Source organism: Variovorax sp. Soil_C_26, from assembly GCF_057657075.1.
In genome coordinates this window covers 27,756-47,778 of sequence record NZ_JBDGJC010000016.1, presented here as the reverse complement: position 1 = coordinate 47,778, position 20,023 = coordinate 27,756, and the positions used below count along the sequence as shown (strand labels likewise).

Here is a 20,023-nt window from a genome sequence, read left to right as displayed (position 1 = left end):
GAGTGGCTCTACTTCCGCTGCGCTGCCCCCGGAGAACCGTAGCACCGCGATTTAGAGCTCGATCAACCCGAAACGGAGATCGGACCGATGAAGAAGCGATACACCGAGGAACAGATCATTGGGTTCCTGCGCGAGGCGGACGCGGGATTGCCCATCAAGGAGCTTTGCAGGAAGCATGGCTTCAGCGAGGCGAGCTACTACGGCTGGAAGGCCAAGTTCGGCGGCATGAACGTCTCGGACGCACAGCGACTGAAGGCGCTCGAGGCTGAGAACGGCAAGCTCAAACGCCTGCTGGCCAACTCGATGCTCGAAGTCGACGCGATGCGCGAGGTGTTGAAGGGAAAATAGTGGCCGTGGCGGCACGACGCGAGGTCGTGCGGCAGTTGCAGGGGTTGGGCCTGAGCGAGCGCCAGGCACTGAAGCTGATGGGCATGAGCCCCAGCACCCTGCGCTACCGCCCTTGCGGCGACGGCAACGCCGACCTGCGAGAGCGCCTGAAGGAGCTCGCGGGCCAGCATCGCCGCCACGGCTACCGAATGCTGCACAGCCGGCTGCGTATCGACGGCTGGATGATCAACGTCAAGCGCACGTACCGGGTCTACCGTGAGGAAGGCCTGATGGTGCGCAAGCGCCGACGCAAGAAGCTGCCGGTGCCCGAGCGCCAGCCGCTCGTGCGTCCGATGCAACCCAACGAGGTGTGGAGCATGGACTTCGTGTTCGATGAACTGGCCAGCGGCCGACGCGTGAAGACGCTGACGGTCGTGGACGACTGCAGCAAAGAGGCCGTGCAGATCGCAGTCGACACCTCGATCCCGGCGCTGTACGCCACGCGGGTGCTCGACCAGGTCAAGGCAGAGCGCGTGCGTATTTCGGCGAACGTGACCGCTCATTTCGGTCCATCGTGACCGGCACGCCGAGGGGTGAATTCGGCGTCATTTCGGCAACGTGACCACGCGTTTCGGTGATCGTGACCGCCCAGGTCGATGGCGGTGCTGCGCAGGGGCAGAGTTTAGGGGTGGTCAGGTTCGCTCAGATCATTGGCTGGCCTCCTGAACTGCCTTTGTTGACTTGGCTGCTGCCCGCGCGGCCTTGCCGGTGCGACGCGACTCGCCCTCGAGATTGAAGCGCCGGCAGCTTTGCATCAATCGGTCGAGGATGGCGTCGGCGATCGTGGCGTCGCCCAGCCAGGCGTGCCAATGCTCGATGGGCAACTGGTGCGTGATGATCGTCGCGCGGTGGCCCACCCGGTCATCAATGACCTCCAGCAGGTCACCCCGGGTGACACTGTCCATCGGACCCGTCCCCCAATCGTCCAGGATCAACACGTCGACCTTGGCAAGCTGCTCGAGCCAACGTCGGAAGGTGCCTGCGCCGTGGAGGATGCGAAGCTCCTCGGCCAGACGTGGCACCCTCAGGTACAGCGCCGAGTGTCCCTGGCGACAGGCGTACTGGGCCAGCGCGCAGGCCAGCCACGTCTTGCCCAGCCCTGTGGCGCCGGCGAAGGTCAGCGTCTCGCCCCGCTCGATCCAGGTCGACAGTGCGACGCCCATCAAGGTGGACCTGTCGATGCCGCGCACCGCCTCGAAGCTGGCGTCCTCCAAGGTGGCCGTGGGGTACTTCAGCTGGGCACGCTGCAGCAGCCGAGCCCGCTTGCGGTCGCCTCGGGCGTAGACCTCGCGCTCGACCAGCAGGGCCAGTCGCTCGTCGAACGACAGGTTCAGGCAGTCGGCCTGTTCTTGCTGCTGCTGCAAGGCGTCGGCGAAGCCCTGCAGCTTGAGCGCGCGCAGTTGGGTCAGGGTGGCGTTGTTGAGCATGGCGTGTGGGTGCAATGGATTGGATGGGTTCATGGTGGGCTCTGGGCTGGTGAGGTCGGTCGTCCTCACTGGTAGTAGCCGGGTCCGCGCAGGTTGGCGTGCGTCGGACTGGTCCATTCGGCTTCGGCATCCAGCGGCACCTGGTCACGGTTGTTGGCCAGCAGGTCGCGCACATGGCGGTAGCGGAAGGCGCCCAGAGCGAGGGCCCGTTCGCAGGCCGCCTCCAGCCGTGCCTCGCCATATCGGCGCGACAGGTTCAGCAGTCCCAGGCAGGAGCGGTAGCCGTGTTCGGGATGCTTGTAGGTCTGCAGCAGCCGGGTGATGAGTTCGCCGCATGCCATGCCGATGCGTTGGCCCCAATCGATCAGCCGCTGAGGCGTCCACTCCAGGTGGGCGCGGTGGGCAGCAGGCATGTGGGCCTCCACCGTGGTGTAGCCGCCGCGGCGCTCGTTGCGAGCGTGGGCGGCCACGCGCTGGCCACGCAGCAGCAACTCCACGCCGTGGCGGGTGAGGCGCGCCTCCAGGGCCTGGCCGACGAGCGCATGCGGCACGCTGTAGCGGTGGCCCTCCAGCTCGACGTGGTAGTCGATGTGGACCTTCACCGTCTTGAAGCGGGCAAGCTCATAGGGTTGGCGCGGCAGCGACATCAGTGTCGGCGCATCCAGTTCGGCGAACACGCTGGCGCGGCTGCCGGGCAGCTTCTGGAACGGCCGGTCGTTCACGCTCGATAGCAGTTCGGTGATGGCTGCATCGACCTGGGCGACGGTGTCGAAGCGATGGTGGCGCAGCCGGGCCAGCGCCCAACGGGTGACGACTTGCACTGAAGACTCGGCGGTGGCCTTATCCCTGGGGGTTCGTGGGCGGGCAGCAAGCACCGAGGTACCGTAGTAGCGGGCGAAGTCGAGCACGGTGTCGTTGGCGCGTGGTTCGTAGCGGTCGGGCGAGGCGATGACCGCGCGTGCGTTGTCCGGCACGATCAACTGCGGCACACCTCCGTAGAAGTGCAGCGCACGCACCATGCAGTCGATCCAGTCGTCCAGGCGCTGGGCCGGGGTTGCGCAGGCGAAGACGTAACTGGAGGCGGCCATGGCCGAGACGAACACCTGGGCGCGGGCGCCGTCACTCAGTGGCACGGTGGGGCCGGCGAAGTCGATGAACAGCTTCTCGCCGGCGCGCCGGTGTTGGCGCATGGAGCGCTTGAGCGTGCGGGCGAACTCCTTGTAGTGCTCGCAGAACTGCGTGTAGCGCCAGGTGTGGCCATCGGGATGGGCGGCCACGTACTCCTGCCACAGCAGCATGAGCGTCATGCCCTTGCGGTCGAGCTCCCGATGAATGCGGCCCCAGTCGGGTTCGACGAAGGGCTGCGAGGTGGCGGCCCGGGGAAGAAGCGCGCTCGAGAGTTGCCGCTCGTTCCAGTGCTGCACGGTCTCCCAGTCCAGGCCGGCGACTGTGGCCAGGCTGACGTACTTGGCGACGACGCCTTTGGAGACCTTGAGGGTGGTGGCGATCTGCTCGTAAGAGAGCTGGGCGTGCCACTTCAGGCGGATGACATCCTTGATCATTGGTAGAGACATTCGTTGCTTGGGCATCCCGCTCCTTCGACGGCAAAGCCGCCGAGGCTACGGTGCCCAGGGGTTGAGTTCTCTACGCAGCGCCGCCGACGCCCGGGCGCCTCCTCAGGAAGGCTCCAGACCGGCGGTCATGAACGCCGAAACGGGCGGTCACGATGCCGAAACGGCCAGTCACGATGGTCTGAAACGCGGACCGGTCACGATGCGCCGGAATGACCGGTCACGATGCCGAAATCGGCGGTCACGATGCCCCGAAATACGCAAGCGCGGACTGCCCAAGGTGATCCGCACCGACAACGGTCCCGAGTTCGCGGGCCGAACGATGCAGACCTGGGCCGCAAAGAACGGCGTCGAGCTGCGCTTCATCCAACCGGGCAAGCCCGTGCAGAACGCCTACATCGAGAGCTTCAACAGTCGCTTCCGAGATGAGTGCCTGTCGCAGCACTGGTTCGCCAGCCTGAGTCACATGCGCAGCATCGTCGACAGCTGGCGTGACGACTACAACCACCACCGACCGCACAGCACCCTCGGGTACGTGCCGCCGGCCTTGTTCGCCGCGCGGTGCCGCCAGCTCGCTGGCGGCACCGCGCAAACCACCGCATCAACTACGATGCAAACCCTCGACCTCTAGATCAAAGTGCTACGAAAGCCGGGGGCAGCGCAAGATCCCAACAGCTCACGAATTAGGGTCCGGGCCGTAGCCCGGAACCCGTGGCCTGTGATCTGCTCCTTTGTGTCGTATCCCAGCGTGCGCAGCGCACTGTTGATGGTGTTGTCGCTCATGTAGCGCGTCTTTTCGGAACGCTTCGACATGCTTCGGAAGATCGGCCCACTCGGACCGGTCAGCGGATGGATGTCGCGCAGGATTTCGACCGCCTGCGTCGGTAGCGGCACGAGGTGAGCCGGCGTACGTACATCGCGCTTCTTCCACTCCCGCAGCTTCATCTTCTCGGGTGGGCAACGCCATAGCGCTTGGTCGAGATCCACATCTTCCCAGTGCGCCAGCCGCAACTGACCTGGCCGCTGGAACAGCAAGGGCGAGAGCTGCAAGGCCGCCCCGTGTGATCACGTTACCGTTGTAGGCACGCATGTCTCGAAGCAACTGGCCAAGCTTCTGCGGATCCGTGATGGCTGCATAGTGGCGCGTGCGAGGTGGCGGCAGACCGGCCGTACGGCTGTTCACGAAGTTCTTTGCCGGCTCCAAAGCCCCCACATCGACGGCGTACTGGAACACGTGCTGTACGGCCTCGCGAACGCGCTGCGCCGTCTCCAAATTGCCGCGCTCCTTGATGCGGTGAAGGCATCGGACCACCTCGGTCAGCAAGACGGCGTCCATGGCCAGCGCACCGATCCAAGGGAAGATGTGCAACTCTAGGTGGCGCATCACCTTCTCCGCATAGCCGGCGGACCATGTGCGGTCTTTCCACGCCTGCGCGTGCCATGCACGGGCAGTCCGTTCAAAGGTATTGAGGCGGGCAACGCGAACACGCTCTCCCTCCACCCGTCGCGCCTCGCGGGGATCGACACCCTCGGCGCGCTTCTCGGCCTCGGCACGCGCCTTCCTGCGCGCAGCGGCAAGCGTCACGACCGGGTAGTGCCCGATGCTGAGCTTGGCCTCCTTGCCATGCCGCTTGTAGCGATAAACCCACGCCTTGCCGGTAAGGCGCACGCGAAGGTAGAGACCGTCGCCGTCCGCCAGCAAATATTCCTTGTCCCGCGGCGCTGCCGCCTTGATCAGAAGCTCGTTGAGTTGCCCCATGGTGTACCCAAAATCGACTGCGATTGAAAAGCAGTCTGGGGTACACCGTGGGGTACGCGCAAGAACGGGACTTTGTGAGATTCGGTGATGCCGCTTGAGCCGCCTTTTTGAGGCTAAGTCCTTGATGTATAAGGGCTTTTGAGCTGACTTGGGATCTACCGAGAAAGAAAAATGGTGGCTGGGGCGGAATCGAACCACCGACACCCTTCAGCCGTCACCATAGGTAAGGGAGCGTTGCAGCAGTCAAGCATTCGTTACAAGCGCGCTTTGACAGCCAAGTCAGCCACAGAGACGCCGATGCCGGCCGCAATGTGCACAACGGTCATGACACCCGGATTCTGCAATCCTCTCTCAATGCTGCTCATGTAAGAGCGGTCCACCTTGCTTCTGTACGCAAGTTCTTCCTGCGAGATGCCACGCGCCTTCCGCAACGACTTGATCGCTGCGCCAAGTGCTAGCAGCGACGGGTCGAGCGCGTATTTGGGCGAGGCAATCGGCATAGACAAAATGCTCGCTTTATGTGTACGATTGCACCACGGACAATCTTCCACATACGCTGAAATCCGCTACTGCTCGCGATAGCCGATCTATGGGTGCACACGAGTACGAATCCGACGACAGATGACCTACCGGTATGCCCCTTCTCCACTCCCTACCGCCAAGCCGCTGCGGTTTCCAGTGTCGCTCCGCGAACAAAATGCGCGACCACTTTCGACCCCGCGCGCTACGCGCAGCGCGCCGGCGTCACGCATCGGATCCCAAGTGCGCACCTTGCGTCTGGCCTCAGGAACTTCCGCCGGCAAACTAGCGGAAACTGCCGGCGTCTCCCGCTCCATGCTCTCGCGAATCGAACATGGCCTAACTTCCCCTTCGGTGGAAACGCTCGACCGCATCGCGTCAGGCCTTGGGGTACCCGTCTCGCGTTTCTTCGCAGATCAACCCGGGCGCACGGACTTCTCGTACGTGCCTGCGGGCCGCGGCATACAGGTGCAGCGCCTTGGCGCCGTCACCGACCACCACTACGAACTCCTCGGGCACCTGCTCTCGGGCAACCTGTTCGTGGAGCCATACCTGGTCACGCTGTTGCCGGGCGCAAAGCCATACGCCGCCTTCCAGCATCCAGGTCTCAAGTTCCTCTACGTGCTCTCGGGCCGAGTGACTTACCGCTATGGAGAAAAGAGCCTCTCCCTGGGCCCAGGGGACTCACTGCTTTTCCAGGCCGCCGCACTCCATGGCATTGAGGCCATCGAAGCCGAACCCGTCAGCTACCTGTCCGTCGTATTCACATTGCGCAATTGATAAATCGACTGCAGACGACCGTGCCACCAAGATCCGGTGCCGCGCTGCTATCGGCAAAGCACTTTCCCTGCTCATCCGGGAAGGAAAGTTGCTGCGCGTCGCACTTGGAACCTATGTCGCACCGGGCGAGGCCGCTTTGGGATCCGCACTCCTTCCCCGTGGCACTCACCCTGCATGGCCTCCACTTCTCACCGGGATCCAAGCGAGAGCCCTATGCTGGCGAGCCTGCAAGACCACCGGGTCATCCAGATTGAAATGTGCATCACTTGATCACAAGTAATGCATATATTAAACTGTTCCTCTTGAACCAGTCAGACCACATCCTCGAACTGGCCCGGCACCTGCGCGTGCTGCGGGCTGCGGATGTGCGCGAGCGCGGCTGGTCGCCACAGCTTCTGATTCGCCTGCACCAGACTGGCAAGCTGCAACGGTTCGCCCGCGGCCTGTACGGGCTGCCCGATGCCGAAGTCACAGAGCACCAGACCCTCATCGAGGTATGCCAACGCGTGCCAAAGGCCGTGCTGTGCCTGCTGAGCGCACTCCGATTCCACGAGATCGGCACCCAGTTGCCCCGCGAAGTCTGGGTTGCACTGCCCGAGGCAACGCAGACCCCAAGGCTGGGCTACCCGGCGCTGCGGGTCACTCGCCTGCGTGGCGCCGCTTACAGCGACGGTGTCCAGACCGTGACCGAGCACGGCGCGCCCATCCGGGTGTACAGCCCTGCCAAGACGGTGACCGACTGCTTCAAGTTCCGCAACAAGATCGGCCTGGACGTGGCGCTGGAAGCACTGAAGGATGCCTGGCACAGCCGCAAGGTCACGATGGCTGAACTGAGTCACTTCGCCAAGGCCAATCGCGTCGAACGTGTCATGCAACCCTACCTCGAGGCGGTGACGCAATGACCGGCAACCTCTCCGCATCCATCCTGGCCCGGCTGCTGGCGCTGGCCAAGCAAAGGGGCGACGACTACAGCCTGCTGCTCAACCGATTCGCGATGGAGCGCCTTCTAACGCGTCTCGGCACCTCGCCGCATGCCGACCGCTTCCTGCTCAAGGGTGCACTACTGTTTGCGCTGTGGTACGACACCCCGCATCGGCCGACGCGCGATGTCGACCTGCTGGGCTTCGGCACCGACGATCTGGCAGACCTGGTCGCCACCTTTCGCGACGTCGCCGTCATGGACCTGGGGGACGGCATCGTGTTCGACCCCGCATCCGTGAAGGCCGAAGCCATCCGGGAAGACAACGCCTATGGCGGCTCCCGCATCACGCTGGCCGCACGCATCGGGGCCGCACGTTGCGCCCTGAAGATCGACGTGGGGTTCGGTGATGCCGTGACGCCCGGTCCGCAGACGATGGCATACCCAACCTTGCTCAAGGATTTCCAGGCCCCCACGCTGCGGTCGTACCCGGTCTACACCGTGATCGCCGAGAAATACCATGCCATGGTGGTACTGGGCCGGGCGAACAGCCGCATGAAGGACTTCTACGACCTCGCGGTGATTGCACGGCGCACGGAACTGGATTGCGCCACGCTCTCCACAGCCATCGCCGCCACCTTTGCGCGGCGTCAGACCGCGTTGCCCACGGAGCGCCCGTTGGCTCTGACCAGGCCGTTCGGCGAAGATGCAGCCAAGCGGCGTCAGTGGCAAGCCTTCCTCGACAAGAACCGCATCGAAGCTGCCAGCCTTGGTGATACCGTGGCGCTGCTGGACGACCTGCTGTGGCTTTCCACCGAGGCTGCAGCGACCAACAGGCAGGTGACGGCCACTTGGCATCCTGATGCGTTGCGCTGGGTCCGGTCCCCCCTGATCAAGCCAAGTGCTCATTGAGGCCCCGGCAATGAGATCGTGTAGCTTGGCGTGCGGAGCGCCTGCCGGACACCAGCGCTGCAGCACCCGCGCAACCCGGCCTGAGAAGTTCAAGATCGGTCGGTCGGCCGCCCTTCACCGGCCAGCGCCCGCCCAGTTCTCCACTTCAAGCGCGGGCACGCGCGCCGCCGTCGACAAGAAGCTGCAACACTAGGTCGCGCGTAAGGCGCTGTGCCAAAAATCGACCCGGCTTGTACAACCGCCGGCCCTCAACAGTCTTCCCAAGCTTCAAGCCTCACCGGACTATTGCGGTCGTCGATGCACTCGCACGGCGCCACCGAGCCCGCGTCCTGATCGGCAGGATGACGGAGCCCAGCGACTCGTGGGGACCGCCGCGCGCCTCGGTGCGGCCCTGCAGAACGTCGCGAAGGACTTCTGGGTTGGGCACTCGTGCTTGGTTTCGACGGCCTTGAGGCCGGAAGCCCCCACTCCCTCTTCAAGAGGTTGAGGGCATCCCTCTCGAGAGCCTTCGACCTCATCCCCGCTGCGGGGATCACCCGACAGGACGCGCCGCGAGACATTCAACAAGCAGTTCGCCGGTGGCGCAGATGTGCTGTCGCAGGAGCTGGCATGCATTCACGACATCGCCCCGCTTGCACATTGCCAGGAGCTCCCAGTGCTCCTGTTGCGAGCGATTCCGGTGTGATGTGAACTCCCACGTGTAGCGCAGATAGCGCTCGAAACCCAGGCGCAGCGTTTCGACCATCGTCAGCGTCCGGGGGCGATTGGCCGCTGCATACAGCCCCCGATGAAAGCGGGCGTTCAGCAGGATGATGCGGTCCACGCTTGCCTCGTGGTCCAGCTCTTCCAGCACGCGTTCGGCGTCGGCGAACTCCGCAGCGCTCAGCCGCGGGATCGCCCATGCCAGGGCTTGCGGCTCCACCAGGCTCCTCAACTGCGTCATCTCTTCCGCCTCGGCAGCGGACATGGTGGCCACGCTGACACCGCGCCGGGGCTCCGAGGCCAGAAAGCACTCGCGCACGAGGTCCTTGAACGCTTCCCTCACGACCGTCTGGCTGACGCCGAAGCGTGAGGCCACCGCGTCCTGCCGCAAGCGTTCGCCCGGCCTCAGGCGGCCTTGAATGATCTCGATACGCAAGGCGTCCACCACGGCGCCGGCCGTCGATCGATCTCCGAGGACTTGGCCGGCGAGCGCGGCCTCCATGTGGTCCATAGCTTTTCTCCTGTCAGGGATTGTACGGACCCAGCACCACCTTGACGATTATCGATAATCGATTAAAGTGAGCCAACTTCCACTTTCTTCAAGGTTGCACATGACGCTCCGCCTCTCCGATTTCGACGCAGTGACCTTCGACGTCTACGGCACGTTGATCGACTGGGAACCCTCGATCGCCAGGTTCCTGACCCGCTGGGCACGGGACAACAGGATCGAGGCCGACGCAGAGGCGCTCGTCATGGCCTTCGATGGCGCACGCGCTTCGATCCAGAAGGAACGCCCTGCCCACCTCTACCCCGATGTGCTGAGCAAGTGCTTCGAGCGCATCTGCGCCCAGTTCGACGTGGCCGTGGACCCCGACCTTCGCCGCCAGTTCTCGGCAGCGCCACACACCTGGCCGGCCTTCGCCGACAGCCACGCCGGACTCAAGCGCTTGCAGCAGTCGACCAAGGTCGGCGCCTTCAGCAACATCGACCAGGCATCGCTCAACACCTCGTGCGACAACCTCGATTTCCGCTTCGACCTCATCGTCACGGCGCAGCGCGTGGGTGCCTACAAGCCGGACTGGCCGCATTTCGACACGGGCATCGGCGACCTCATGCGCATGGGCATCCCGCGCGAGCGGATCCTGCATGTGGGCCAAAGCCTGCGGGCCGACATCACGCCGGCCAATCGGCTGGGCGTGCGCTGTGCCTGGGTCAACCGCCCGGGCCGCCTGCTGGGTCTGTCGGGCGAAGGCGCGGCCGAAGCCAGACCGGACCTCACGGTCTCCAGCCTCGCCGAACTCGTCGCCGCGCTGACCGGCACCGATCAACCCGCGGCCGCGCTGGCCTCTTGAGGAGTGTCCGAATGAACACCGCCATCCATTCCATGTCTCGCCTGCTGTTGCGCGTCGTCGGCGTCGCGCTGCTCGCGAGCAGCGGTGCGGCGCTCGCGCAGAGCACCGACCCGGTGCTCGAACGCATCAAGGCCAAGGGCACGATCACGCTGGGCTATCGGGAATCCTCGATCCCGTTCTCCTACCTGAATGCCGACCGCAAGCCCGTCGGCTATGCGATGGACCTCTGCCTGAAGGTGGTCGACGCGGTCAAGCAGAAGCTCCAGATGCCGGCATTGAAGGTCGACCACATCGCCGTGAACCCGCAGAACCGCATCGCACTGGTAGCCAATGGCACCGTCGATCTCGAATGCGGCTCGACGGTCAACACGCTGGGACGCCAGGCACAGGTGGACTTCAGCGCGCCGCACTTCATCTCGACCACCCGACTGCTGGTGCGCAAGGGCGCGGACATCAGGGAGGTCGAGGATCTCGATGGAAAGGCCGTGGCGCTGCCGATCAACACGACGCCGGAGCGGCTGATCAAGGCACTGATCGAAGCGAAGAAGCTGAAGGTCCGCATCGTTGCCGTCAAGGACAACTCGGAAGGCTTCCTCGCGCTCTCGACCAACCGGGTCGACGCCTTCTCGACCGACGACATCCTGCTGTCCGGGCTGCGCAAGACCGCGCCGGCACCGCTCGAGTACGAGGTGGTTGGCCGGCCCTTGTCCTTCGACCCGTACGGCCTGATGCTGCAGAAGAACAGCACCGTGTTCCTCAGCCTCGTGAACGCCACCATCGCGCGCACCGTGCGCTCCGGCGAGCTTGCTGCTTCGTACGACAAGTGGTTCGCGCCTCTGGACGTGCCGCTTTCGAAGGATCTCGCCGCCGCGCTGAAATTGGCCGCGCTCCCGGAATGAAGCAGCCCGCTCGGGACGCCTGATGAACTACGCATGGAACTGGAAGGTCCTTTTCGAGGACCCCTACGCGGGATGGCTGCTGTCCGGCCTGCAAGCGACGGTGCTGATCTCGCTCGCAGCGTGGGCCATCGCCGTCACGATCGGTCTCGGGCTCGGCGTGCTCGGCTCATTGCCCGGCCGGGTGCGATGGCTGTTGACAGGGTACGTCTCGGTGTTCAGGAACGTCCCCCTGCTGGTGCAACTGTTCATCTGGTTCTTCGTGGTGCCGGAACTGTTGCCGAGCGAGGCCGGCCGATGGCTCAAGCGGGATCTGCCCATGCCCGAGATCTGGACGGCCATCGCCGCGCTGGGGTTGTTCACTGCGTCGCGCGTCGCGGTCCAGGTCCGCTCCGGCATCGGCGCACTGCCGCGCGGCCAATGGCTCGCCGCCTCTGCGAGCGGCATGAGCCTGGCGCAGGCCTACCGATTCATTCTGCTGCCGCAGGCATTGCGGCTCGTGCTGCCACCGCTGACCTCCGAGTTCCTCACCGTCTTCAAGAATTCCGCGCTGGCACTGACCATCGGCGTGTTCGAGATGACAGCGCAGAGCCGCCAGATCGAAAGCTACACCTTCAACGGCTTCGAGGCGTTCACGGCAGCCACCGTGGTGTACCTGTCGATCGCGCTTTGCGTGACCGCAGGCATGCGCCGCCTGGAGAAGAAGCTGATGATCCCCGGTACCCAGGGAGAACGGGCATGAGCGGGACATTCGATGCCTCCGTCATCGTGAGCGCGTGGCCATTCCTCCTGGAAGGCCTCGGGCTCAGCCTGATGCTCACCCTGGTGGCGATGGCGGGCGGCCTCGTGCTCGGCCTGTTCCTGGCGCTCGCGCGTCTCTCCCGGCATCGCCTGCTCGCCGGGGCCGCGGCCGTCTATGTCAACGGATTCCGCGCCGTGCCGCTGATCCTCGTGATCTTCTGGTTCTACTTCCTGGTGCCGCTGATCGTGGGCAGGCCCGTGGGGGCACTCCCCTCTGCACTGATCGCCTTCACGCTCTTCGAAGCCGCGTACTACTCGGAGATCATCCGTGCAGGCCTGCAGAGCGTGCGCGCGGGCCAGTGGCAGGCGGCCGCGGCATCGGGGCTGCGGCCGGCGCAGGCGCTGCGCTTCGTCGTGCTGCCGCAGGCGGTGCGCAACATGATGCCGGTGCTCATCACCCAGGCGATCGTCCTGTTCCAGGACACCTCGCTCGTCTACGTCATTTCGCTGAGGGACTTCATGACCTCCACAAGCATCGTGGCCAACCGGGACAACCGGCTGGTCGAGATGTACCTGTTCGCAGCGCTCGTCTACTTCGTGCTCTGCGCATCCCTTTCCCTGGCGGCCCACCTGGCCGCCAACCGCAGGAGCGCCCCATGACGACCAGCACCAATACCGACGCACCGATCATCGAGGTGCGCGGATTGCACAAGTCCTATGGATCGGCGCCCGTGCTCAACGGTTGCGACCTCGCGATCCAGCGCGGCGAGGTGGCCGTGATCTGCGGGCCCTCCGGCTCCGGAAAGAGCACGCTGATCAAGTGCTTCAATGGCCTCGAGCCCTTCCAGCAGGGCAGCGTGCGCGTCGACGGCGTCGAACTAGGGGAAGCGAAGGCCGACCTGAGCCGGCTGCGCAGCCGTGTGGGCATGGTGTTCCAGCACTTCGAGCTGTATCCGCACCTGACCGTGCTGGAGAACCTCTGTCTTGCCCCGATGAAGGTGCTCGGCCGCACGCGCGAAGCGGCACATCAGAAGGCCAGCGAACTGTTGGGCCGTGTCGGACTGCCGGGGAAGATCGACGCGTATCCGGCCCAGCTCTCCGGCGGTCAGCAGCAGCGCATCGCGATCGCCAGGGCGCTGGCGATGGAGCCGATCGTCATGCTCTTCGACGAGCCGACCTCGGCGCTGGATCCGGAAATGATCGGCGAAGTGCTCGCGGTGATGCTGGAACTCGCCCGGGACGGCATGACGATGGCCGTCGTCACGCACGAGATGGGGTTCGCCCGCCGCGCCGCGGACCACGTCATCTTCATGGATGCCGGGAAGGTCGTGGAGAACACGCCGACGGACGCCTTTTTCGCATCCCCGGCCTCCGCGCGAGCGCGCGAATTCCTCTCGCGGCTCGTCTCCCACTGAGGGCACCGGGCACGAACGCACACCATGACACCACACCTCTCGAAACCCCGCGCGGTCATCACGCACGAATCGCTGGGCCGCATGCGCGTGCCGACCTTCGCCGACGTCCAGGCAGCGCTCGACCGCATCAGCGCGCACGTGGTGCGCACGCCCCTCATTCGCTCGACAGCTCTCGATCGCATCGCCGGCGCGCCGGTCTGGCTGAAGGCGGAGAACCTGCAGGTGACGGGATCGTTCAAGGCGCGCGGCGCCTTCAACGCCATGCTGCGCCTGGACGATGCCGAGCGGCAACGTGGCGTCGTGGCCTATTCCACGGGCAACCATGGCCAGGCCATCGCCTGGGCCGCCCGGTGCCTCGGCATTCCAGCCACGATCGTCATGCCCGCGGATGCGCCGCGCAACAAGGTCGCTCGCGCGCTGGCCCATGGCGCCCGCGTAGTCCACTACGACCGGCGACGCGAAAGCCGAGAGGCGATCGGAATGCGCTTGCTGCACGATTCCGGCGGCACGCTCATACCGCCGGGCGATCACCCCGACGTGCTGGCTGCGCAGGGCACCGTGGCACTGGAAGCGCTCGATGCACTGCCGCCCGCGGCCAAGGCCAACCTGGGTACCTTTGCCGCACCGTGCGGCGGTGGCGGCCTGCTGGCGGGATGCGGCCTGGTGCTGGAGGCCCTACTTCCGGCTGCACGGATCGCCGCGGTCGAGCCTTTCGGTTTCGACGATACGGCGCGCTCGCTCGACAGCGGAACGCGGGAGGTCAACAGCCCTGCCGCGAGCACGCTCGCCGACGCCCTGCAGGCAACCACGCCCGCCGAATTGCCATTCGAGATCAACCGGCACTGCCTGACCGACGCATTGACCGTGACGGACGCGGAAATCGCGGCAGCCGTGCGCTTCGCGCTCGCCGAACTGCGCATGGTCGTCGAACCAGGCGGCGCCGTGGCCCTGGCTGCCGTTCTGACCGGCCACCTCCAGCTCGGCAACAGGGATGCCGTCGTGGTGCTTTCCGGCGGCAACGTCGATATGCCGCTGCTCGCCGCGCTGATCCAGGGCGACGACGGGGCACCCTACACCGAGCGCGACACGACATCGGGCCTACGCACCGCCTGACACCTTGCGCGAACGCGCACGTGTACGCGCTTTTTCTACAACACAGCGAGAACGCCATGAAGACGATTGAAGAGAAATTCCTGAAGCTGGGTATTGACAACGCGCCAGGTCAAGAGGTGCGCGAAAGCCCGAGCGACGACAGTCCGACGAGACCCGGTGAAAGCCTCCCGGGCGCCGCGGTCGATTTCTCGCACGGCGACGTGAACGCTACCGGATTCGAGCCGACGCCCGGTGCACTCGATGCATTCGTCCAGGGGGCGCATCGCGGCGGTTCCCAAGCCTACACGGAGTACCGCGGCGATGCAGCCATTCGGGAGAAGCTCGCGATCGCTCTGAGTGCGTTTTCCGGGCACCCCGTTTCGGGCGCCGAAGAAGTCATCATCACTCCCGGCACGCAAAGTGCCCTTTTCCTGGCCGTCGCGAGCACCGTCACCACAGGCGACAAGGTAGCGATCGTTCAGCCGGACTACTTCGCCAACCGAAAGCTGGTCGAATTCATGGGTGCGCAGATGATCCCCGTGCGGCTCGACTACTTGAACGGCACCGTGCACGCCGGCCTGGATTTGCAGCAACTCGAGTCCGCTTTCAAGGCAGGTGCGAAGGTCTTCCTGTTCTCGAACCCGAACAACCCGACCGGAGCGGTGTACTCCCGAAGCGAGATCGCGCAGATCGCGGGCCTCGCCGAGCGCTTCGGTGCAACAGTGATCGTCGATCAGCTCTATTCGCGGCTGCTCTACGAGGGACAACCGTACGTCCATCTTCGCCGCCTTGCGACCGGAATCGACAACGTGATCACCATCATGGGACCGTCCAAGACGGAATCGTTGAGTGGCTACCGGCTGGGAGTGGCCTTCGGCAGTGCACGCCTCGTGCAGCGCATGGAGAAGCTCCAGGCTATCGTTTCCCTGCGCGCTCCCGGTTACTGCCAGGCCGTGTTGCAGACCTGGTTCTCCGAGCCCGCCGGATGGCTGGGCGAACGCATCGCCAAGCACCAGCAGATTCGCGACTCATTGCTGGCGGTCTTCCGAGACACGGACGGCGTGGTGGTCCGCACACCGCAGGCGGGCAGCTACCTCTTTCCGCGCCTTCCGAAGCTGCACCCGCCCCTGCCGGTCTTCGTCAGAGCACTGCGGCTGCAGGCGAACGTCACTGTCACGCCCGGAACCGAATTCAGTTCGGACGCACATGACAGCATCCGCTTGAACTTCTCGCAGAATCACGATGCAGCAGTGGCTGCGGTCCAGCGCATCGCTGCCATGGTCGAGCGGCACCGGGTTTCCTGAGCATGAATCAGCACATGATCAGAAAAGCCTTCAGCAGCGAATCCTCGCCGCCGCCAGCCGGCACTTACAGCGTCGCGGTGCAATCGGGCCACCTCGTGTTCCTATCGGGCCAGACCCCACGTGATCGCGACAACGTCAGGCATGGTGACAAGCCCTTTGCCGTACAGGCAAGGATGGCGCTCGACAATCTCGAGGCAGCCGCGAACGCAGCAGGATCGAGTCTCCGCGACGCAGTCAAGGTGGGTGTATTTCTCAGGGATATGGCGAACGCCGCTGAGTTCGATGCAATCTACGCGACTTACGTCGGGTGGCCCCCGCCCGCGAGAACGCTGACCCATTCGGGCTTTGCGGCGTTTGACATCGAGGTCGACGCAATACTCGACCGAGGCTCTGCGAGCCAAACGTCGAGGTAGAGCAGCGGCAACCACCGTTTTTCGTCAAGGCTGCGATCACGAGGAGAGCGAGGAGGTTGAGCGACGCGCCTTCGATCTCGGCTAGAAGAGCCCATGTTGCGACGTCGTCAAGGCCACGAAGCTTTCTCCCATGGGCTGGAGAATGGCGTCGGCAATCGGCTGGAGCTGCCTGGTGAGGTAGTGTTCGTAGTCGATGCGCGCATGGCGGGTTTCCAGCGGCTCCGGACCGTTCTGCGTCATGACGTACTGAATCCAGCCGCCTTTCTGATACTGCTTGGGCCGACCGATGCGGGCGTTGTGTTCGTCGGCGATGCGCGCGGCCCGGACCTGCGGCGGCACGTTGACCCGGTAGGCGTCGAGCCGATGGCGCAGGCGCTTGCGGTAGATGAGCAGGTCGTCCTTGGCGCCAGCCAGCGTCGACTTCGCATAGTCGACCACGAACTCCTTGTACGGCGCCCCCTGGAAGATGCGTGAAAGCAGGCCCTCCTGGAATTGCCGCGCCAGCGGGGTCCAGTCGCTGCGCGCCATCTCCAGGCCGCGGTACACCATCTGCTCCTTGCCCGCGGCGTCTACACCGAGACCCGCGTAGCGCTTCTTGCTGCCGACCTCCGAGCCGCGAATGGTGGGCATGAAGAACTTCTTGTAGTGGGTGTCCACCTCGATCTCCAGAAAGCTCTCCAGCCCCTGCTCGTCGCGGAGTGTGCGGGTCCACCAGTCGTTGATGTCCGCCGCCAGGCTGGCCGCGACGGCGTGCGCCTCCTCGTTGGCATGGGTGCGCTTGAGCCAGATGAAGATGGAGTCGGTATCGCCGTAGATGGGCTCATACCCCCGCTTCTCCACGAACTCGCGCGTGAGCTTCATCATCTCGTGGCCGCGAAGCGTGACGGCGGACACCAACTCGGGGTTGAAGAACCGGCACTCGCTCGCGCCCAGCACGCCGGCGAAGGAGTTCATGAGCAGCTTCAGCGCCTGCGACAGCGGCTCGTTCTTCGCGCGCTTGGCCTCGTCCCGGGCGCGCCAGAGCGTGGTCACGATCTCGGGCAGGCAGTGCCTGTCGCGCGAAAAGACAGTCCCCTTCGGTCCCCTGACGCACCCGGCCAGATCGCTGGCGTCCGAGCCCTCGACGAGGCCCACCGGATCGACCAGGAAGGTCCGGATGATGGAGGGGTAGAGGCTCTTGTAGTCCAGCACCACGACGGAGTCGTAGAAGCCCGGTTTCGAGTCCATCACGTACCCGCCGGGATAGGCCTTGCTCGCAATCTCGCCCACATTCGGCGCCACGTAGCCCAGCCGGTGCATCCGCGGCATGTAGTGGTGGCTGAACGCGGCAATCGAGCCGCCGAAGTGGTCGGCCTGCAGTCCGGTGGTCTGGGCCCGCTCCATCACGAACTGCAGCAGCTTCGCCTTGTCGAAGATCCGCAGGACCAGCTCGCAGTCGCGGATGTTGTAGAGCGCGAGCGCAGGCTTGTCTTCCTGGTAGCGACGCTCGATCTCGGCCATCTTGTCGTATTCGTCGCCGATGGCCTTGCCCTCACCGAGCAGCGCTTGCGAGACGGTCTCGAGGCTGAAGGACGGGAAGCTCCACACCGCGGCCTTCAGCGCGTCGATGCCGTCGATGACGACCCGGCCCGGTGTCGGCGCGAACAGGTACCCCTGCTTGCCCGGATGGGTGCGCCATTCGATGGGACGGCGCTCCCGCCCGAGCAGGAGCTGCACGCCACAGTCGTTGGCTGTCTTCTGAAGCACCCGCAGGTCGAACTGGACGACGTTCCAGCCGATGATGACGTCGGGGTCGTTCCGCTCGAACCAATCATTGAGCTTCTCGAGCATCGCCCGGCGCGACGGGCAATAGACGAGCGCGAAGGGCTTGGGCGCATGCGATCCGGATGACGCCCCTTGCGGCGGCTCGCCCAGCATGAAGACGACACGCTCCAGCGTGCCGTCCAGCGCAATGGAATAGAGCGCTTCGTCCTGGCTCGTCTCGATGTCCAGCGACACGACCTTCAGCACCGGCCGGAATTCGGGCGCGGGCTTGAGTCTGCAGTCGGCGATGGTGGCGCCCTCTGTGCGCCCTCCTTCCACCCGCACGCCGGCGGTGATGAAGCGTTCCATCAGGTAGCGGTCATGCGGGCGCACGTCGGCTTCGAGCAGGGGAATGTTTTGTGCCTGGAGGGCGCGAGCCAACCGGCCGAGCTGGCGGAAGTGCTTCGCGTAGACACCGAGCACCGCTTCCTGCTGGAAGGTCTTGAGCTCGAGCTCGCGCAACTGCACGCCTTGCATGGCCGCAAGGTGGTCTTCGACCGCCGCCTTGTGCCGGGTGGCAACGAACGCAACGCTGCTGCGGGAGGTCAGGACCACTTTCCTCGGCCCCGCATCGGTTGCCAGCCAGTATTCGATCACCGTACCGGCGGGCGCATCCCGCCAGTGACGCGTGAGGATGAAGCCCTTGAGTTCGGCGGATGTCACGGGATTCTGGAGAGAGTCGGGCAAGGAGGGAAGACGGACTTGGGCACAGACGATTCTCGCCGCGCAACGTGCGTTGATCGATCGTAGGCGCGGGACCTGCGAAGGTTCATGGAGCTCGCCACTACGCAGGGCGCGCGTCTGTGCCCTCTGGTACGCAGGGCCTATGTGCTCGGCGCGCGCTCCCAACCCGATGCCTTGCATCTGCTGGGCCGGTATGCCGTCAGCAACTGCTGGCCACATGCATTCGCCGCTGTGGGCCTGTCGAGACAAGCCCCGCATACATGCGCGAGATTGCCGGCAAGCCGTGCCGCCTGGCGCCGCCGCCGGCCTGTTGCTCCCTTTCCAGCCGCGGCAGGCTCGCGCTCGCAACGAAGAACGCTCTCACTGCGCCGGGACGATTCTCCGCGCCTTGACGACCTCGCCCCACATCTTCGTCTCAGTGCGGATCAGTTCATTCAGTTCCTCCGCCGTGCTTCCCACCGCGACGGCCGACACTGCGGCGAGGCGCTCCTTGACCTCGGGCATCGATGCCACCGATCGCCAGGCGTCCGTCAATGCCGCGACGACCTCCTTCGGCGTTCCCGCGGGCGCCCAGACGGCATACCACCCATCGATCACGAACCCCGGCACTGTCTCCTTGACGGTAGGAATCCCGGACATTCCCTCGGCCCGGCGCGAGCCCGTCTGCGCCAGCGCGCGCACCTTGCCGCTGGCCACCAGGGCCGGAACCTGTGCGGCAGGGCTCATCGAGAGCTGGACCACGTTCGACATCAGGTCGCCGCTGAAATTGCCCGCGTAGTTCACCGGCAGAACTTCCGCACCTGCCTGGTGAGCGAGAAGCTGCGAGCCGAGATAGGCGGCAGAGGCGAATCCGGTGACGCCCATCGCGAGCTTGCCCGGATGCGCCTTCGCGTGAGTCACGAGCTCCGCGAAGGTTGCGATCGGGGCCTGCGCGTTCACCATCCAGACGAAGGGCGAAGCCGCGAATCTGGAGACGGGGACCAGTTCCTTTTGCGGGTCGTACGGCAGATTGGCGACCATGTGAGGATTCATCGTGATCGTCTGATTGAAAGCGAAAAGCAACGTGTATCCGTCCGGCTTCGCGCGCGTCACCTTCTGGACGCCGATGACGCCGCTGGCCCCCACCACGTTGTCGACCACCACCGGTTGGCCGAGCAGTTCGGACAGTTTCTGGGCGCCGAGCCGCCCGATGATGTCGACGCCGGTGCCCGCGCCGGCCGGCAGCACGAGCGTGATGGGGCGGGAGGGGTACTTGGCTTGCGAGGATGCGGCCAGGGGGACCCCGAGCGCCGCGGTGGCCAACAGTGCCGCGACGTACCGTCTTGCTGCGTTCTTCATGGATCTGTC

20 protein-coding genes and 2 pseudogenes are annotated in these 20,023 nt (G+C 65.0%); 14 read left to right on the top strand and 8 right to left on the bottom strand.

The features are described from left to right. Positions 1–87: 87 nt before the first annotated feature. A pseudogene (locus tag AC3A6G_RS26075) lies at positions 88–392 on the top strand (transposase); the annotation flags it as partial. A 33-nt stretch (positions 393–425) separates the two neighbouring features. Further along, complete coding sequence (locus tag AC3A6G_RS26070) at positions 426–905, top strand: DDE-type integrase/transposase/recombinase (RefSeq protein WP_487874974.1); 480 nt, start codon at positions 426–428, stop codon at positions 903–905. Positions 906–1,034: 129 nt separating this feature from the next. On the opposite strand, the gene istB is transcribed toward AC3A6G_RS26070, so the two are convergent. Next, positions 1,035–1,814: an IS21-like element helper ATPase IstB gene (istB, locus tag AC3A6G_RS26065; RefSeq protein ID WP_440532734.1), complete on the bottom strand. Its 780-nt coding sequence runs from the start codon at positions 1,812–1,814 to the stop codon at positions 1,035–1,037. Between the two features lie 65 nt (positions 1,815–1,879). Beyond that, positions 1,880–3,403, bottom strand: a complete 1,524-nt coding sequence (gene istA / locus AC3A6G_RS26060) for an IS21 family transposase (protein ID WP_487874963.1) — start codon at positions 3,401–3,403, stop codon at positions 1,880–1,882. Between istA and AC3A6G_RS26055 the strand changes: the two genes are divergently transcribed. Beyond that, entirely contained in the window at positions 3,360–4,016 is a 657-nt protein-coding gene (locus AC3A6G_RS26055; protein WP_487874962.1) for an integrase core domain-containing protein, read from the top strand. The genes istA and AC3A6G_RS26055 overlap by 44 nt on opposite strands. On the opposite strand, the gene AC3A6G_RS26050 is transcribed toward AC3A6G_RS26055, so the two are convergent. The 3 genes and pseudogenes from AC3A6G_RS26050 to AC3A6G_RS26040 form a co-directional block, all read right to left on the bottom strand. Next, on the bottom strand, positions 4,013–4,372 hold the full coding sequence (locus AC3A6G_RS26050; protein WP_487874973.1) for a tyrosine-type recombinase/integrase: 360 nt from the start codon (positions 4,370–4,372) through the stop codon (positions 4,013–4,015). The genes AC3A6G_RS26055 and AC3A6G_RS26050 overlap by 4 nt on opposite strands. Before the next feature lie 277 nt (positions 4,373–4,649). Further along, a pseudogene (locus tag AC3A6G_RS26045) lies at positions 4,650–5,144 on the bottom strand (tyrosine-type recombinase/integrase); the annotation flags it as partial. Positions 5,145–5,398: 254 nt separating this feature from the next. Then, positions 5,399–5,644 carry a helix-turn-helix domain-containing protein gene (locus AC3A6G_RS26040; RefSeq protein WP_487874961.1) on the bottom strand — a complete coding sequence of 82 codons (246 nt, stop codon included), beginning with the start codon at positions 5,642–5,644 and terminating at the stop codon, positions 5,399–5,401. Between the two features lie 262 nt (positions 5,645–5,906). Here AC3A6G_RS26040 and AC3A6G_RS26035 point away from each other — a divergent pair, with 262 nt between their 5' ends. The 3 genes from AC3A6G_RS26035 to AC3A6G_RS26025 all read left to right on the top strand — a co-directional run bounded on the left by AC3A6G_RS26035 (position 5,907) and on the right by AC3A6G_RS26025 (position 8,274). Then, positions 5,907–6,443, top strand: coding sequence for a helix-turn-helix domain-containing protein (locus AC3A6G_RS26035; protein WP_487874960.1), 537 nt, complete (start codon positions 5,907–5,909; stop codon positions 6,441–6,443). 302 nt (positions 6,444–6,745) lie between these two features. After that, positions 6,746–7,345, top strand: a complete 600-nt coding sequence (locus tag AC3A6G_RS26030; protein WP_487874959.1) for a type IV toxin-antitoxin system AbiEi family antitoxin domain-containing protein — start codon at positions 6,746–6,748, stop codon at positions 7,343–7,345. After that, on the top strand, positions 7,342–8,274 hold the full coding sequence (locus AC3A6G_RS26025) for a nucleotidyl transferase AbiEii/AbiGii toxin family protein (protein WP_487874958.1): 933 nt from the start codon (positions 7,342–7,344) through the stop codon (positions 8,272–8,274). Before AC3A6G_RS26030 ends, AC3A6G_RS26025 begins: the two co-directional genes overlap by 4 nt. A gap of 532 nt (positions 8,275–8,806) precedes the next feature. Here AC3A6G_RS26025 and AC3A6G_RS26020 read toward each other — a convergent pair. Next, positions 8,807–9,487: a GntR family transcriptional regulator gene (locus AC3A6G_RS26020; protein ID WP_487874957.1), complete on the bottom strand. Its 681-nt coding sequence runs from the start codon at positions 9,485–9,487 to the stop codon at positions 8,807–8,809. A 100-nt stretch (positions 9,488–9,587) separates the two neighbouring features. Here AC3A6G_RS26020 and AC3A6G_RS26015 point away from each other — a divergent pair, with 100 nt between their 5' ends. Genes AC3A6G_RS26015 through AC3A6G_RS25980 form a run of 8 tightly spaced genes read left to right on the top strand, consistent with a single transcriptional unit; the run spans position 9,588 to position 16,189 of the window. Next, positions 9,588–10,328, top strand: coding sequence for an HAD-IA family hydrolase (locus tag AC3A6G_RS26015; protein ID WP_487874956.1), 741 nt, complete (start codon positions 9,588–9,590; stop codon positions 10,326–10,328). A gap of 11 nt (positions 10,329–10,339) precedes the next feature. Next, positions 10,340–11,227, top strand: a complete 888-nt coding sequence (locus AC3A6G_RS26010; RefSeq protein WP_487874955.1) for an amino acid ABC transporter substrate-binding protein — start codon at positions 10,340–10,342, stop codon at positions 11,225–11,227. Positions 11,228–11,249: 22 nt separating this feature from the next. Beyond that, positions 11,250–11,966 (top strand): amino acid ABC transporter permease, encoded by a 717-nt coding sequence (locus tag AC3A6G_RS26005; RefSeq protein ID WP_487863099.1) that lies wholly within the window; start codon positions 11,250–11,252, stop codon positions 11,964–11,966. Further along, positions 11,963–12,625, top strand: a complete 663-nt coding sequence (locus AC3A6G_RS26000) for an amino acid ABC transporter permease (protein WP_487874954.1) — start codon at positions 11,963–11,965, stop codon at positions 12,623–12,625. The genes AC3A6G_RS26005 and AC3A6G_RS26000 overlap by 4 nt, the downstream gene beginning before the upstream one ends. Further along, positions 12,622–13,380 carry an amino acid ABC transporter ATP-binding protein gene (locus AC3A6G_RS25995; RefSeq protein ID WP_487874953.1) on the top strand — a complete coding sequence of 253 codons (759 nt, stop codon included), beginning with the start codon at positions 12,622–12,624 and terminating at the stop codon, positions 13,378–13,380. The genes AC3A6G_RS26000 and AC3A6G_RS25995 overlap by 4 nt, the downstream gene beginning before the upstream one ends. 24 nt (positions 13,381–13,404) lie before the next feature. Then, complete coding sequence (locus AC3A6G_RS25990) at positions 13,405–14,493, top strand: threonine ammonia-lyase (protein WP_487874952.1); 1,089 nt, start codon at positions 13,405–13,407, stop codon at positions 14,491–14,493. A gap of 56 nt (positions 14,494–14,549) precedes the next feature. Continuing rightward, on the top strand, positions 14,550–15,776 hold the full coding sequence (locus AC3A6G_RS25985; protein WP_487874951.1) for a pyridoxal phosphate-dependent aminotransferase: 1,227 nt from the start codon (positions 14,550–14,552) through the stop codon (positions 15,774–15,776). Positions 15,777–15,790: 14 nt separating this feature from the next. Then, positions 15,791–16,189, top strand: coding sequence for a RidA family protein (locus AC3A6G_RS25980; protein WP_487874950.1), 399 nt, complete (start codon positions 15,791–15,793; stop codon positions 16,187–16,189). A gap of 81 nt (positions 16,190–16,270) precedes the next feature. Here the strand turns inward: AC3A6G_RS25980 and AC3A6G_RS25975 are convergent, their stop codons facing one another. Together AC3A6G_RS25975 and AC3A6G_RS25970 are read right to left on the bottom strand one after the other, a co-directional pair. After that, positions 16,271–18,655, bottom strand: a complete 2,385-nt coding sequence (locus tag AC3A6G_RS25975) for a DNA polymerase II (RefSeq protein ID WP_487874949.1) — start codon at positions 18,653–18,655, stop codon at positions 16,271–16,273. Positions 18,656–19,036: 381 nt separating this feature from the next. Further along, a complete protein-coding gene (locus AC3A6G_RS25970) occupies positions 19,037–20,014 on the bottom strand; it encodes a Bug family tripartite tricarboxylate transporter substrate binding protein (RefSeq protein ID WP_487874948.1) in 978 nt (325 codons plus the stop codon). Positions 20,015–20,023 lie beyond the last annotated feature (9 nt).

Bases quoted from the DNA above. Each gene is read 5' to 3' on its own strand.
- AC3A6G_RS26070 (WP_487874974.1), top strand. From the start codon at position 426: ATGGGCATGAGCCCCAGCACCCTGCGCTACCGCCCTTGCGGCGACGGC.
- istB (WP_440532734.1), bottom strand. From the start codon at position 1,814: ATGCTCAACAACGCCACCCTGACCCAACTGCGCGCGCTCAAGCTGCAG.
- AC3A6G_RS26055 (WP_487874962.1), top strand. From the start codon at position 3,360: ATGACATCCTTGATCATTGGTAGAGACATTCGTTGCTTGGGCATCCCG.
- istA (WP_487874963.1), bottom strand. From the start codon at position 3,403: ATGCCCAAGCAACGAATGTCTCTACCAATGATCAAGGATGTCATCCGC.
- AC3A6G_RS26040 (WP_487874961.1), bottom strand. From the start codon at position 5,644: ATGCCGATTGCCTCGCCCAAATACGCGCTCGACCCGTCGCTGCTAGCA.
- AC3A6G_RS26025 (WP_487874958.1), top strand. From the start codon at position 7,342: ATGACCGGCAACCTCTCCGCATCCATCCTGGCCCGGCTGCTGGCGCTG.
- AC3A6G_RS26020 (WP_487874957.1), bottom strand. From the start codon at position 9,487: ATGGACCACATGGAGGCCGCGCTCGCCGGCCAAGTCCTCGGAGATCGA.
- AC3A6G_RS26015 (WP_487874956.1), top strand. From the start codon at position 9,588: ATGACGCTCCGCCTCTCCGATTTCGACGCAGTGACCTTCGACGTCTAC.
- AC3A6G_RS26010 (WP_487874955.1), top strand. From the start codon at position 10,340: ATGAACACCGCCATCCATTCCATGTCTCGCCTGCTGTTGCGCGTCGTC.
- AC3A6G_RS26005 (WP_487863099.1), top strand. From the start codon at position 11,250: ATGAACTACGCATGGAACTGGAAGGTCCTTTTCGAGGACCCCTACGCG.
- AC3A6G_RS26000 (WP_487874954.1), top strand. From the start codon at position 11,963: ATGAGCGGGACATTCGATGCCTCCGTCATCGTGAGCGCGTGGCCATTC.
- AC3A6G_RS25995 (WP_487874953.1), top strand. From the start codon at position 12,622: ATGACGACCAGCACCAATACCGACGCACCGATCATCGAGGTGCGCGGA.
- AC3A6G_RS25990 (WP_487874952.1), top strand. From the start codon at position 13,405: ATGACACCACACCTCTCGAAACCCCGCGCGGTCATCACGCACGAATCG.
- AC3A6G_RS25985 (WP_487874951.1), top strand. From the start codon at position 14,550: ATGAAGACGATTGAAGAGAAATTCCTGAAGCTGGGTATTGACAACGCG.
- AC3A6G_RS25980 (WP_487874950.1), top strand. From the start codon at position 15,791: ATGATCAGAAAAGCCTTCAGCAGCGAATCCTCGCCGCCGCCAGCCGGC.
- AC3A6G_RS25970 (WP_487874948.1), bottom strand. From the start codon at position 20,014: ATGAAGAACGCAGCAAGACGGTACGTCGCGGCACTGTTGGCCACCGCG.